This window comes from Ruegeria sp. AWH4_226 (assembly GCF_056159225.1).
In genome coordinates, this window is sequence record NZ_JBSWUU010000001.1 from 1,412,158 (window position 1) to 1,425,912 (window position 13,755).

Sequence of the window (13,755 nt, forward strand, 5' to 3'; positions counted from 1 at the left end):
AGGAGGACGAATGCCAAGGAACTTCAAACCCTTCGAGTTGCTGGTGCATCTTTTGCGCGCGGCCAGCGCAATCCTGCTTTTGTCCACCTTCGCACTTGCGCAGGAGGTTTCCACCGAGCCGGGCGAGACCGAGCTCAGCGACTCAGAAGTTTTCAAGGCTCCGGTAATCGTTGACGGCGATACGTTGTTCTTCCTGCGCGGCTCAAGCGCCCTGCCCGCCACTGAGCGGGCCGAGCGTCTTCAGACCACAATCGTCGAAGTCGCCGAGGCGTCCGAAAACCCAACCGTCGACATCTCCTTCGAAGAGACCGATCTGGGTATCCGCATTCTGGCTGACGGGGAAATCATATCTCTGGTCACTGCGGCCGATGCCGAACTGGAGCAGATGGAACTGGATGTTCTCAGTCTTCTGCATGGCGAAGCCATCGAAGATGCCATCATCTCGTACCGCTCCAACCGGACCGAACAGGCCCTTGTCTCTGGCGCCATCGAGGCTGCGGCGTGGACGCTTGGCTTTGTGGTGTTTAGCGTGGCAATCCTGTGGCTGTACCGACGTATCCGTCGCCGCACGCTGAAATTCGTCAAACGGTATTTGCGCGACGTGGAAACAGCCACCGCCAAAAGCGTGCAGGCCGAAGCGATTGCCGCGTTGGTCCGCTACGCCCTGAACTTCGTCCTTTTGGTCATCTTCTTCGTCGGCTTTTACTACTACCTCTCGTTCGTCCTTCTGGCGTTTGCCGAGACACGCTATTTCGCGCAGTTGCTGCTGACTTACCTGACCGAGCCGGCGCTGCTGATCTTTAAGGGCATAATCGGTTACATCCCCAATCTGATCATGTTGGGCCTAATCACCTGGGTCACGATGTACATCATCAAAGGCATGCGCGTGTTCTTCGATGCGGTCGAGGCAGGCTCGTTCGTCATCGGCGATTTCGAGAAGCACTGGGTCAATCCGACGTTCAACATCGCCCGGGTCGTGGTGATTTTGATCGCGCTGGTCTTTGCAGTGCCCTACATTCCCGGATCGGATTCCGCGGCCTTCCAGGGATTGACCATTCTGGTCGGCGCGATGCTGTCACTGGGTGCGAACTCGGTCGTGTCCAATATGCTGGCGGGATTGTTCGTGATCTATCGCCGCTCCACCTCGATCGGGGACCGCATCCAGATCGGGGATCACATCGGCGATGTGGTGCAAATCAAACTGATGGAGACGCATCTGAAATCCATCAAGAATGAACTGATCTCGATTCCGAATGCACAGTTGATGAACTCGGACGTGGTAAACTTTTCCAAGAAAACCGACGGTAGTGGGCTGTTGCTGCATACCACCGTCGGCATCGGCTACGAGGAACCGCCCGAAAAGGTTGAGGCGATGCTGATCGAGGCCGCCAATCGCACCAACGGAATTAAGATCAGGCCCGAACCATTCGTGCTGTGGACCGCTTTGGCCGATTACGCGATCAACTATCAGATCAATGGCTACACCACGCGCGGTAGTATCATTCCAAAGATCAAATCCGACCTGCACCGCAACATCGTGGCTGTTTTCAATGAAAATAACGTGCAGATCATGACGCCATCCTACATGGCCGACCCGCCCGAGCCGAAAATCCCCGCAGTGGAATGGGATGGGCATCTGGCGCATGAAACGCACGCGGAAATCGACAAGTCGTAACCGGTGCTACACCCTGCCCTCCAGATGGTGCATAAGCGACGCGAGTGATTCACGCATTAAGGACCTGAACCATGCACGACATCCGCGCCATTCGCGAAAACCCAGCCGCCTTTGACGCCGCCCTTGCGCGCCGTGGGGACGCGCCGGTGTCGTCAGACCTGCTGCGGCTGGACGAAAGCCGCCGCGCCAAGATTTTGGCGGCGGAAACCGCGCAGGCCGAACAGAACAAGGCCAGCAAAGAGGTCGGCGCAGCCAAAGCCCGCGGAGATGAGGCCGAATTCGAACGCCTGCGCGCGCTGGTCGCCGAAAAAAAGGCAGAAGTCGCCCGAATGCAGACCGAGGCCAAGGATCTGGACGCTCTGCTAACCGACCAGCTTATTCGTATCGCCAACCTACCCGCCGATGATGTACCCGAAGGCGCGGATGAGGCCGACAATGTCGAGATCAACCGCTGGGGCACTCCGCGGGAACTGGGATTCGCCCCAAGAGAGCATTTCGAGATCGAATCCGTTCAGAATGGCATGGATTTTGAGACCGCCGCCAAACTCTCGGGCTCGCGCTTTGTGCTGCTGTCTGGCGGCGTCGCCCGCATTCACCGGGCGCTGGCGCAGTTCATGCTGGACACGCATATCAACGAAAACGAACTGACCGAGGTCAACGGCCCGGTTCTGGTGCTCTCCGAGATGATGCAAGGCACAGGCCAGCTGCCGAAATTCGGCGAAGACAGCTATCAGACCCGCGAAGGCTGGTGGCTGATCCCAACCTCTGAGGTTTCGCTGACCAATATCGTCAACGACACGATGATCGAAGAAAGCTACCTGCCCCGCCGCTATACCGCGCATTCCCTGTGCTTCCGGTCCGAGGCCGGATCGGCCGGCAAAGACACGCGCGGCATGCTGCGTCAGCACCAGTTTGAAAAGGTCGAAATGGTCTCGGTCACCCATCCGGACAAATCGGATGACGAACAAAAACGCATGTTGCGCTGTGCTGAGGGGATTTTGGAAAAGCTTGGCATCCCCTATCGCACCGTCATCTTGTGCACGGGCGATATGGGTTTTGGTGCGCGCCGCACCTACGACATCGAAGCATGGCTACCCGGTCAGGACACCTATCGTGAGATCAGTTCGGTCTCAACCTGCGGTGACTTCCAGGCCCGCCGAATGAATGCACGCTTCCGTCCCGAAGCTGGTGGTAAACCAGAGTACGTGCATACGTTGAACGGCTCGGGGCTGGCGGTTGGGCGGTGCCTGATCGCTGTGCTTGAAAATGGCCAGAATGCGGACGGTACGGTGACCCTGCCCGAGGTCCTTGCCCCTTATCTTGGTGGCAAGCTGACGCTGCAACTCGACGGTACGCTGGTATAGAAAAACCGGCGACCGCGCCCCGCGGTGCCGGTTCAACAAGAAACGCAAGGCGAAGAAGTATTACTTCTTCGTCTTTTTCTTATCCTTCTTTTTGTCTTTCTTTTTGTCCTTCTTGGCGTCGTCCTTTTTCTTGCCGCCTTTCTTGGATTTCTTATCCTTCTTCTTGACCTTGGCTTTCACCTTATCCTTGGCCTTCGAGAATGCGGCCTCCATCTCTTGCAGCTTTTTGGCTGCCTTTTCAGCCTTGGCCTTGGCTTTCGCCTTTTTACGGGCCTTGGCCTCGGCTGCGGCTTCTTCTTCGGCTGCTTTGCGTGCCGCGTCTTCAGCGCGTTTTTCAGCCGCAGCGGCCGCTACGGTCTTTCTGGCTGCAGGTCTGCGGGTTGCAGGTTTACGCGCTGGCGCTCGGCGTGTTGCCGGTTTTGCTGCCGCTGACTTTGCCGCAGCCGGCTTTTTTGCCGCGGGTTTTGCTGCTGCGGGTTTGGTGGCGATCGCCTCTTTCGCTGCCGCTATCAGGATCAATGCGCGTGCGGCTCCTATGCGTGGGACTTTGACCAGATCGTCGGGGCTGGCACTTGCGACGGCTTCGGCGGTCTTGAATCCATTTGCGATCAGCGCCTGCCCAAGCGCTTCTCCTACACCGTTAACGTCGGTCACTGCAGTCATTACGAGGCCTTCCTTTCTCCCTGATTTTTTCTTGTATATACGGAGGATATACACTTCGGCAAGCCGATAGGCCTGATATCATTCCTGTTTATCAATTGGTCTGCGCAAGACTACTAGCGCGACTGCTCTTGGGAAAGGGCACGAGGCGTTTTGCCTCTTCATCCCAAAGTTTCAAATTCAACGCCGCCACCGCCTCGGGGAATTTGATCCGGCGCGGTGTGTATTCGGGTGGAAGGTTATAGTGGCACGCGCGTAAGCGATATGAGGGGATGCGTGAATTGAAGTGGTGAATGTCATGCAGCGTGATACAGGCCACGGCATTGTCGAACCACCAGCCAAAGTCCAATGCAGACGATCCCTGCAGCGCCGCCAGTTGCGGGTCAAGATCCGGACGGCGATCCCAGTACGTGTCTTCGAAGTTGTGCTGCAGGTAGACCAGAAAGACGCCCAACATCCCGCCCAACAGAGAAAACACTAGCCAGACCAAAATGCCCGTGCTGCCCGCGATCAGAAAGAGAAGCCCGAGAAATACGATGATCGACAGATTGTGCAGCAGCACACCCCTGACCCCAAACCGCACCGTATTTTTGGGCCAGCGGTAGCGAATGAAATACGTAAACAACGCGCCGACCGGAACCAGAATGAACGGGTTGCGGTACAGGCGATAGAACAGTCGCGTTTGCCAGTTTGCTGTGTTCCATTCCCGCAGCGTCATGGTGTGGATTTCGCCTGTCTCACGGTGCTCAAGATTGCCGATCCCCGCATGATGCAGATTGTGGTTTTGCTTCATCACCTCGAACGGTGCAAAGGTGAACGGAGACAATCCATGCCCGGCCCACTCATTCTGCGCCCGCGTTTCAAACAGCGAATGATGACCGCAATCATGTTGCAAAACATAAAGGCGTACGGCTGAGAAGGCGAATACAACCCCTGCCGGGACCATGATGTACCAGCGATCAACGTAGGCAATTGCCAGTGCCAGCGACCCGAAATAGACGGCAAAGGTTCCAAAATAACTTAACGCGGCAAGTTTATTGTCCTGAACCGCATATTGCCGTGTGTATTCCCGCAAATTCATTCAGCTTGCCCCACCTTTGGCCAAGTTAATATCATAGCGAAATTATTTGCATATTCCTCGTATTCAAGTGGCGCGCAGGAAACCCATGCGCGCAGGCGAATGCTAGCCTGCGGCAACGGGCCTGTCACGCCCTTCCACCGAAAACGCTGAAAATTGGCGCAGTTACGCGCGGCCCTTCAGATGTTTGGCCAGCGCGCCCGCGTTTTTCTTGCGCCGTCCTTTGTACGGGTTTTTGTCGCCCTGCCCGCGCAGTGTCAGGCGGATGGGGGTTCCGGGCATGTCAAAATCATGACGCAGACCGTTTACCAAATATCGCGTATAGCTGTCCGGCATCTTGTCCGGGTGCGAACACATCACAACAAACCCCGGCGGACGGGTCTTGGCCTGGGTCATATAGCGCAGCTTGATCCGACGACCTTGCGGCGCTGGCGGCGGGTGCTGTTCCAGCATGGTTGTCAGCCAGCGATTCAGCGCGGCCGTCGGAACGCGGCGGTTCCAGACATCATGGGCCCGTAGAATAGCCGCGCGCAGGCGCTCTAGCCCACGGCCGGTCTTTGCAGAAACCGTGACCAATGGCGCACCGCGCAACTGTGGTAGCAGGCGGTCGAACGACTCTTTCAACTCGCGCAGCTTCTCCTGCTTGTTCTCTTCGACGTCCCATTTGTTGACAGCAACAACCACAGCTCGGCCTTCACGCTCCGCCAGATCAGCAATGCGCAAGTCCTGCTGTTCGAACGGGATGGCGGCATCCAGCAGAACCACCACAACCTCAGCGAATTTTACTGCGCGCAGCCCGTCAGAAACCGAGAGCTTTTCCAGCTTTTCCTGCACTTTGGCCTTTTTGCGCATACCCGCCGTGTCGAAAATTCGCATTGGCGTGCTGTCGCCATCGGGGTCGGCCCAGTCGATACGCAGGCTGATCGCATCGCGCGTAATGCCAGCCTCGGGTCCGGTCAGCAGGCGATCTTCGCCGATGATCTTATTGATCAGGGTGGATTTTCCGGCGTTCGGGCGCCCGACAACCGCAACTTGCAACGGTTTGGCCGCGGTGATCTGCGGGGTTTCGCCCTCGCCATCCTCATCCAAGGTGATATCGGTTTCCGGCGTGTGCTCTTCTTCCTGTTCCTCCGCCGCGTCGGCCAGGGGCATCAGCTGCGCGTAAAGATCGGTCATTCCTTCGCCATGCTCGCCCGACAGGCGCACCGGTTCGCCAAGGCCAAGATTGTAAGCCTCTAGCACACCAGCATCCGCCGCGTTGCCTTCTGCCTTGTTCGCGGCAAGGATCACGTGCTTGGATCTCTTGCGTAGAATCTCGGCGAACATCTCATCGGTGGGCGTCAGGCCCACCCGCGCGTCGATCATGAACAAGCAGACATCGGCCATATCCACCGCACGCTCGGTCAGGCGGCGCATCCGGCCCTGCAGGCTGTCATCCGTTGCATCCTCAAGCCCTGCCGTGTCAATCACGGTAAACCGCAAGTCGCCCAGCCGCCCCTCGCCTTCGCGCAGGTCACGCGTCACGCCAGGCTGGTCGTCGACCAAAGCCAGACGTTTGCCCACAAGGCGGTTGAACAGAGTGGATTTACCCACATTCGGGCGCCCCACGATGGCGACGGTCAGCGACATGATACTCAACTTTCAAGACTCAGACGCGCCGTTTAGCGCATCTTGCCGTCAACGGAAAGCGTGTAGATCACCCTTGGTCGAGACAACATACAACGTCTGTCCGGCCACAACCGGGGCTGTGGTGGCGCCACCCGGCACTTCAACACGGTTCACGAGCGTTCCGTCCACCGGGTTAAAGAAGCGCAAGAACCCGTCATTCGAAGCGATCACGATGCGTCCTCCGGCCAGGATCGGGCCATAATGTGCAAAGACCGGACCGCGACGATTCGGCTTATCCTTTACGAAACCCGGCAAGTCTTGCGTCCAAACGACAGAACCATCCGAAATGTCCAACCGCACCAACTGGCTGCGGTCACTGATCAGGAACAGGCTGTTGCCCGCAGGCCAAACGGTATCCACGGCACCTTCGTTCGCGGTCCACAGTCGCTCGCCCGATCCGGCGTCAAAGGCAACGGTACGGCCCGAATGGTTGCCGATATAGATCGTGTTGCCCACAACCATCGGCCCCCCGGTCACATCCACGATTTGCGCCGCCGCACGCCCACGACGTCCGCCCGCAACCGAGGCGTTCCAGCGCCGAATTCCACCTCTGCGGAAGGTTGCCGCAATATCGCCCGAGCCGAACGCAAAGACCGAAAGATCAGACGCAATCACCGGGGCCGGCGCCCCCAAAACGTTACCAACGCTGGGCGAGCCCTGAATTTGCCATGCAATACGGCCATCCTTTGTATTCACCGCCCAGCCGGTTTCATCGCCTGCGACAAGGTATAGCAGACCGTCATTGATCAACGGTGCGCCGCTACCGGTGGCGTTCAGGCGGTTCTGCCACCGGATCGTTCCGGTTTTTGCATCCAGCGCAGACAGCCGGCCAAAACCTGAAGACACATAAAGAACACCGTTGGCATAGCCCATCCCGCCACCCGTCGCATCCGAGTCACCGTCAGACGCAGGGATCAGGTTCGTGCTCCAGGCGACTTGCCCCGCGGGTGTGACGGCGGAAACAGTCGCACCGGCGTCCAGCGTATAGATCAGCCCCCCGGCGACGACAGGCTCGGCCGTGATGCGGCGCTTGCGGGAATCCCCGTCTCCGATAGAGGCAGACCAAATCCGCTGTGGCGTCGCGCGCAGGGCCGCGTTGTTCGTCCGGTATGCAGGAGTGCCGGGGCTTTGCGACCACCCGGCATTCGCAGACTGTGCGGGCAGGCTTATCGGTTTCGAGCCGCGTGTCACAACCGCAGCATTGTCCGACGTGGGGCGAATATCCTCGCGCGGACCGGGCAAGATAACCTCGGGTTCCTCACAGGCCGCGAGCACCATCAGAGATAGCGCCCCAACCGACAATCCAACGCGGGAGAAAAGACTTGTCACCATGATGCTCCGAACTCGCCTGTCATTCTTTTTGCCACCGCGTCAGCCCTGCTGGGCCACCAGCGGCTCCGGTTCGCCGCCAAGGGCAACAATCAACTGAGCCGCGCGCTGCTGAAGATCCACGCCAACCTCTGCATCCTGTCGTATTGCCTGCAGGCGGTCGATTGCAGCGTCAGCATTCCCCTCAGCTATGTCGATGAGTGCCAGCTGTTCTTCGGCCAACAACCGCAGCGGAGCGCCGGGGGCGGCCAGCGCTTCGAACTGCTGTCGGCGGTCCGCAACCGGCAATGTGTCATTTTGCAAAAGCAGCGCCTTGAACGAAGCGATAGAACGGTAGATTTCCGGCAAATCCCCTTGAACGGAAATCGCGTTCAGGCTTTCAACCGCTTCCTCGCGTGTCCCTGCTTCGACCTGCGATGAAGACAACAGCATGTTCAGAACCGCAACGCCACCGGGTGTGGGCGCATCAATACTTGCTAGGCTGTTGGCGCGTTCAGCTGAATCATTTTGCGACAAAGCGCTGAGAATCTCATCACCCAGCTGCTCTGCCTGACTTGTCGCGCGCGCTTTTCTGAACTCGTTGAACGCAGCCCCACCTACGATGAGGACAACGGCCAGAACTCCGATCCAACCCCAACGGCGCAGTAACAGAAACAAGCGATCGCGCCGGACCTCTTCGGTCACTTCATCAATGAAACTGTCGACGTCGCTCATGCCTGCTCCTCGGGCTGTGTGCTTTTCGTATGGCGCCATGTCATACCCCGGCGTTCCCGCCAAGCCAAGGCCCGGAATTCGCGCATTTTTGCGTCGTCATGCCGCCCTTGCGAAAAAAAGCAAACCAAACTATTCAGTTTAGCGTAGAAAAGGTGCATGCCTGACCCCAGTTATTAACATGCGCGCCACAGTAAAAACGGCATATAATTCTAAACGAGGCCCCGTATGCGTCTGATTTCATTCATAAATGCGATTTTGGTGATTGCAGCATTATTTTTGCTGATCTTCGAACGCGACGCATTGTTTGCCTTTGCCGGTCGCGGTGAGGCGGCGCCAGACACAGCAAACGCCAGCGAATCTGCTGCTGATCCCGTTTCGGAGCAGCAAGCTATCGGCGTGGTCGCCCTGCGCTCGGTTGCACGAGAAATTGACAGCGCCTTGAAATTGCGCGGCCAGACAAAGGCCAATCGCCAGGTCGAAGTGCTGGCTGAAACGAGCTCGACCGTGATTTCAGAACCCAAGCGAAAAGGCGCGTTTGTCGAGGCGGGCGATCTGCTGTGCGAACTGGACCCAAGCACCCGCCCTGCCAGCTTGGCGGAAGCCAGGGCTGCCAGGCTAGAAGCTGAAAGTCGCATCCCCGAGGCCGAGGCGCGTCTGGAAGAGGCGCATGCCCTTGTCGCCGAGGCGCAGATCAATCTGACCGCCGCCCAACGACTGTCGGAAACCGGGTTCGGATCGGAAACCCGACGTATTTCCAGCGAGGCTGCGATGCGGTCGGCAGAAGCAGGCGTAAAAACTGCTGAGGCGGGACTGGAAGCAACCCGTGCCGGTATTGAGGCCGCAACAGCCGAAGTCGAAGCCGCGCAACGCGAGATCGAGCGCCTGACCATCAAAGCGCCTTTCAGGGGGCTTTTGGAAAGCGATACGGCTGAACTGGGCAGCCTGATGCAGCCCGGATCGCTGTGTGCAACCGTTATTCAACTGGACCCAATCAAGCTGGTCGGTTTCGTGCCTGAAGTTGATGTGAACAAAATCGTTGTGGGCTCAGAGGCAACGGCGCAACTTGTCACTGGCCTGCAGGTCACTGGCCGCGTGACGTTCCTGAGCCGGTCCGCCGATGAAACGACACGTACGTTCGAGGTCGAGATCACCGTGCCCAATCCCGAGCTGACGATCCGCGATGGCCAAACCGCCGATATCCGTATTTCGGCAGAAGGGACCAAGGCCCATCTGTTGCCACAATCCGCATTAACACTGAACAACGAAGGTCAGGTCGGTGTTCGCACCGTGGGCGCCGGCAACATCGTCGAGTTCATGCCGATCCAGTTGCTGCGGGATACGGCCGAAGGTGTCTGGGTCGGCGGTTTGCCGGAAACCTCGGATATTATTGTTGTCGGGCAAGAATTCGTGACACAGGGTGTCATGGTCAATCCCGTGTTTAGGGAACACACGCAATGACAGGTCTTGTCGCTTGGGCCGCCAACAGGGCCCGTATGGTTCTTGCTTTCATCGCGATCTCGCTGATCGTTGGTGGGTTTGCCTATGTCGGCCTCCCCAAAGAGGGCGAACCGGACATCGAAATCCCGGCCCTGTTCGTGTCGGTCCAGTTTCCAGGCATTTCCGCGGAAGACTCTGAAAACCTGCTGATCAAGCCGATGGAAACCGAACTGGCGGATTTGGACGGTTTGAAAGAGATGACCGCCACTGCCGCTGAAGGTTATGCCGGGATCGCGCTTGAGTTTGATTTCGGCTGGGACAAAACCGCGATCATGGCAGATGTGCGCGATGCAATGAACTCCGCGCAGGCTGATTTCCCCGAAGGCGCCGAGCAGTACTCACTGACCGAGATCAACCTGTCTGAGTTTCCCATCGTGATCGTGAACCTGACCGGCGCCGTGCCCGAACGCACAATGACGCGTATCGCCAACGACTTGCAGGATGATCTTGAATCGCTGGATTCCGTGCTCGAAGCAGGTATTGCCGGTGATCGTGACGAGTTGCTGGAAGTCATCATCGACCCGCTGCGGCTGGAGTCTTACAACGTGTCAGCCGATGAGTTGATCAACGTTGTGCGAAACAACAACCAGTTGATTGCCGCGGGTGAGGTCGATACCGCGCAGGGGACATTCTCGGTCAAGATCCCCTCTTCGTTCAAAACCGCCGAGGATGTTTACAGCCTGCCCGTAAAGGTCAACGGCGATCGCGTTGTCACGATGGGTGAGCTTGCGCAGATCAACTACACATTTGAAGACCGGGAAGGTACGGCGCGGTTTGACAACGAGTCCACTGTGGCGTTGCAGGTGGTCAAACGGAAAGGCTTCAACCTGATCGACACGGTTGCCGACGTTAAAACAACCTTGGCTGCTGCGCAGGAAAAGTGGCCCGCCGAACTGCGTGCTGCTGTGGACGTTGGAACATCAAACGACCAGAGCCGTATCGTCGATTCAATGGTGCGCCAGCTTGAAGCTTCGGTCCTGACGGCTATTGCGTTGGTGATGATCGTGGTTCTGGCGTCGTTGGGCACGCGCGCTGCGTTGTTGGTGGGTTTTGCGATCCCGACCTCATTCCTGCTGAGTTTCGCTTTTCTTGCCGTTATGGGGGTCAGCATTTCGAACATGGTGATGTTCGGGCTCATCCTGGCTGTGGGTATGCTGGTTGACGGGGCCATCGTGGTCGTCGAATACGCCGACAAGCGTATCAAGCAAGGCATTGGCCCAATGCACGCCTATGTCGAAGCCGCACAGCGGATGTTCTGGCCCATCGTATCGTCGACTGCGACCACGCTCTGCGCCTTCTTACCAATGCTGTTCTGGCCGGGCGTTCCGGGCGAGTTCATGAAAATGCTGCCGATCACACTGATCTTCGTTCTGTCGTCATCTCTGATCGTTGCATTGATTTACCTGCCCGTCGTGGGCGGCGTTTCGGGTCGTCTGAGCCGGGTTTTTGACCGTTCTTCAAATTGGCTGCGTGCCGTGGCGCCTTGGTGGGTGCGTGCGGTAATGGTGCCTCCGGCGCTATACATGATTTTCCTTGGGGCAATGCAGATGTTGAACCCCGGCTATCTGCTGCCGGAAAACGCGACCGGCGGCGTGATTTTTGGCGCGTTCCTGTTCATACTTGGCGGGTTTGCCGGATCAGTCACCCTCAGCGCGGCCCGGATAGAACGCCATCGGAAAGAACGTATTCACACCGCGCGGGAGCAAACGCCGTTTGGCCGCGTGATCAAGTTCCTGGTGGGCAACCCGATCATGCCAATCGTCTCGATTGCTGTTGTCATCTTCGGCGTCATGAGCGTGATGTCGTTTTATATGGCCAACAACCGGGGTGTTGAGTTCTTCGTTGAAACTGAGCCAGAGCAGGCGACAGCCTACGTTCGCGCCCGGGGCAACCTGTCGCTACAGGAAAAAGACGCGTTGGTGGTGGCCGCCGAAGCTGTGATCAGCGCCCACCCGGCTGTGACAAACGTGTTTGCCTTTGCCGGTGAAGGTGGTTTGAGCCAGAACGATGGGGGGCTTTCCGCACCTGCTGACACGGTAGGACGTGTTCAGTTCGAGATTACCCCGTGGGAAGACAGACCCAATGTGTCTGAGCCTGTGTTTTTTGGCCTTTTCGAACGTCAGATCATCGACCCGGAGTATGACGGTGATTACGTTCTGGATGAGTTAAACGCCGAGCTTGCAAAGCTGCCCGGATTCATCGTCGAGATTCTGCCGCTGGAACAAGGTCCTGCTTCGGCCAAGCCCGTGCATCTGCGCATAAAGGGCGACGGGTGGGAAGAGTTGACCACCGCCACAGAAACCGCCCGTGCAGTGTTTGAGGAAACGCCGGGGCTGATCAAGATCGAAGACACCTTGCCCCTGCCCGGCATCGACTGGCAGATTGACGTGGACGTCGCCAAGGCGGGACGTTTTGGCGCTGATGTCGCCACTGTGGGCGCGATGGTGCAGCTTGTCACGCGTGGCATCCTGCTGGGCGAGATGCGTCCCGATAACACCGATGAAGAGGTTGAAATCCGCGTGCGCCTGCCCGAGCAGGACCGCGTTTTGTCGACGCTAGATTCTCTAAAGGTTCGCACGCCCGACGGATTGGTACCGCTATCCAACTTTGTGACCCGTCAACCGGTTGCTAAATTGGCCGAGATCAACCGGATCGACCAGCAACGCTATTACGACGTGAAGGCGGATGTGGAACCGGGGCTGTCCAAAGTGGTTGTTGATGGTCCCGATGGACAACAGCAACAATTGGCCGTCATCCGCGCGGTTGAAGAAGGCGCGGAGCCCAATGGCGCGGCCATCATCGGCCCCAATGGCGCAACGTATGAACTGTTTCAACTGACCGAGACAGAGACCATAGAAAATGTGCGTGATGCGATCGAAACGGGCGCGGCGCGTCTTGAGCTAATCAACCCGAACGAGCGGATCGCGGCCCTGACAGAGTGGCTGAATACCGGCCCCTTCTCAAACGCGATCAGTTGGGAATGGACAGGTGATCAGGAAGATCAGGCCGAGTCCGGTGCCTTTTTGGTAAATGCCTTCATGGGCGCATTGGGCCTGATGTTCGTGATCTTGCTGGCGCAATTCAACTCGTTCTACAACTCGGTTCTGGTGCTATTGGCGGTTGTACTGTCGACCACCGGGGTGCTGATCGGGATGATTGCGATGCAGCAACCATTTTCGATCATCATGACAGGCACGGGCATCGTCGCGCTGGCAGGGATTGTGGTGAACAACAACATTGTTCTGATTGACACCTACCAAGAATACAGCCGCTATATGCCCCGGATTGAGGCGATCGTTCGCACGGCCGAGGCGCGTATCCGCCCCGTCCTGCTAACTACATTGACCACGATGGCTGGTCTGACGCCGATGATGTTTGGCCTTTCGCTTGATTTCATTGGCGGTGGGTATTCGATCAACAGCCCCACTGCCCTGTGGTGGAAACAGCTTGCCACTGCGGTTGTGTTTGGCCTTGGCATCGCGACCGTTCTGACACTGATTGTGACACCCTCGTTGCTGGCGCTGCGGGTGTGGGTGTCAACCTATATCGTGTGGTTGGGCAAACTTCTGGCCCGTGCAACGGCCGGTCGATCCAGTCAGATTGCCCAGGATATGGCGATTGGTAAGGCGGCGCGACAGGCGCAAGCGACCGAAGTGATTTGGGAAGATGACGCTCCGCCAGAGTACGACCCGCTCTCAAAACCCGAGTGGGACCCGGGCCAACCGCCCACATCACCACTGAAAGCGGCAGAGTAAAGAAAATGGCGAACC

At 57.9% G+C, this 13,755-nt stretch carries 9 protein-coding genes; 4 read left to right on the forward strand and 5 right to left on the reverse strand.

Translation table 11 applies throughout. The features are described 5' to 3' along the window. Positions 1-10 precede the first annotated feature (10 nt). Positions 11-1,675, forward strand: coding sequence for a mechanosensitive ion channel family protein (locus tag ACXAET_RS06890; RefSeq protein WP_475183099.1), 1,665 nt, complete (start codon positions 11-13; stop codon positions 1,673-1,675). Positions 1,676-1,746: 71 nt separating this feature from the next. Next, on the forward strand, positions 1,747-3,039 hold the full coding sequence (serS, locus tag ACXAET_RS06895) for a serine--tRNA ligase (RefSeq protein WP_475183102.1): 1,293 nt from the start codon (positions 1,747-1,749) through the stop codon (positions 3,037-3,039). A gap of 60 nt (positions 3,040-3,099) precedes the next feature. Here the strand turns inward: serS and ACXAET_RS06900 are convergent, their stop codons facing one another. From ACXAET_RS06900 to ACXAET_RS06920, 5 genes are all read right to left on the reverse strand, one after another. Next, a complete protein-coding gene (locus ACXAET_RS06900; RefSeq protein WP_475183103.1) occupies positions 3,100-3,702 on the reverse strand; it encodes a helix-hairpin-helix domain-containing protein in 603 nt (200 codons plus the stop codon). A 91-nt stretch (positions 3,703-3,793) separates the two neighbouring features. Beyond that, positions 3,794-4,780, reverse strand: coding sequence for a fatty acid desaturase (locus tag ACXAET_RS06905; RefSeq protein WP_475183106.1), 987 nt, complete (start codon positions 4,778-4,780; stop codon positions 3,794-3,796). 162 nt (positions 4,781-4,942) lie between these two features. Beyond that, positions 4,943-6,406 (reverse strand): ribosome biogenesis GTPase Der, encoded by a 1,464-nt coding sequence (der, locus tag ACXAET_RS06910; RefSeq protein ID WP_475183108.1) that lies wholly within the window; start codon positions 6,404-6,406, stop codon positions 4,943-4,945. Between the two features lie 48 nt (positions 6,407-6,454). Continuing rightward, positions 6,455-7,777 carry a PQQ-like beta-propeller repeat protein gene (locus ACXAET_RS06915; protein ID WP_475183113.1) on the reverse strand — a complete coding sequence of 441 codons (1,323 nt, stop codon included), beginning with the start codon at positions 7,775-7,777 and terminating at the stop codon, positions 6,455-6,457. Between the two features lie 39 nt (positions 7,778-7,816). Further along, positions 7,817-8,488 (reverse strand): hypothetical protein, encoded by a 672-nt coding sequence (locus ACXAET_RS06920; RefSeq protein WP_475183117.1) that lies wholly within the window; start codon positions 8,486-8,488, stop codon positions 7,817-7,819. 225 nt (positions 8,489-8,713) lie between these two features. On the opposite strand from ACXAET_RS06920, the gene ACXAET_RS06925 reads away from it, so the two are divergent. Then, positions 8,714-9,946 (forward strand): efflux RND transporter periplasmic adaptor subunit, encoded by a 1,233-nt coding sequence (locus ACXAET_RS06925; protein ID WP_475183122.1) that lies wholly within the window; start codon positions 8,714-8,716, stop codon positions 9,944-9,946. Next, positions 9,943-13,740 (forward strand): efflux RND transporter permease subunit, encoded by a 3,798-nt coding sequence (locus ACXAET_RS06930; protein ID WP_475183124.1) that lies wholly within the window; start codon positions 9,943-9,945, stop codon positions 13,738-13,740. Before ACXAET_RS06925 ends, ACXAET_RS06930 begins: the two co-directional genes overlap by 4 nt. Positions 13,741-13,755: the final 15 nt, after the last annotated feature.

Coding starts and splice junctions, on each gene's coding strand:
- ACXAET_RS06890 (WP_475183099.1), top strand. CDS start 11: ATGCCAAGGAACTTCAAACCCTTCGAGTTGCTGGTGCATCTTTTGCGC.
- serS (WP_475183102.1), top strand. CDS start 1,747: ATGCACGACATCCGCGCCATTCGCGAAAACCCAGCCGCCTTTGACGCC.
- ACXAET_RS06900 (WP_475183103.1), bottom strand. CDS start 3,702: ATGACTGCAGTGACCGACGTTAACGGTGTAGGAGAAGCGCTTGGGCAG.
- ACXAET_RS06905 (WP_475183106.1), bottom strand. CDS start 4,780: ATGAATTTGCGGGAATACACACGGCAATATGCGGTTCAGGACAATAAA.
- der (WP_475183108.1), bottom strand. CDS start 6,406: ATGTCGCTGACCGTCGCCATCGTGGGGCGCCCGAATGTGGGTAAATCC.
- ACXAET_RS06915 (WP_475183113.1), bottom strand. CDS start 7,777: ATGGTGACAAGTCTTTTCTCCCGCGTTGGATTGTCGGTTGGGGCGCTA.
- ACXAET_RS06920 (WP_475183117.1), bottom strand. CDS start 8,488: ATGAGCGACGTCGACAGTTTCATTGATGAAGTGACCGAAGAGGTCCGG.
- ACXAET_RS06925 (WP_475183122.1), top strand. CDS start 8,714: ATGCGTCTGATTTCATTCATAAATGCGATTTTGGTGATTGCAGCATTA.
- ACXAET_RS06930 (WP_475183124.1), top strand. CDS start 9,943: ATGACAGGTCTTGTCGCTTGGGCCGCCAACAGGGCCCGTATGGTTCTT.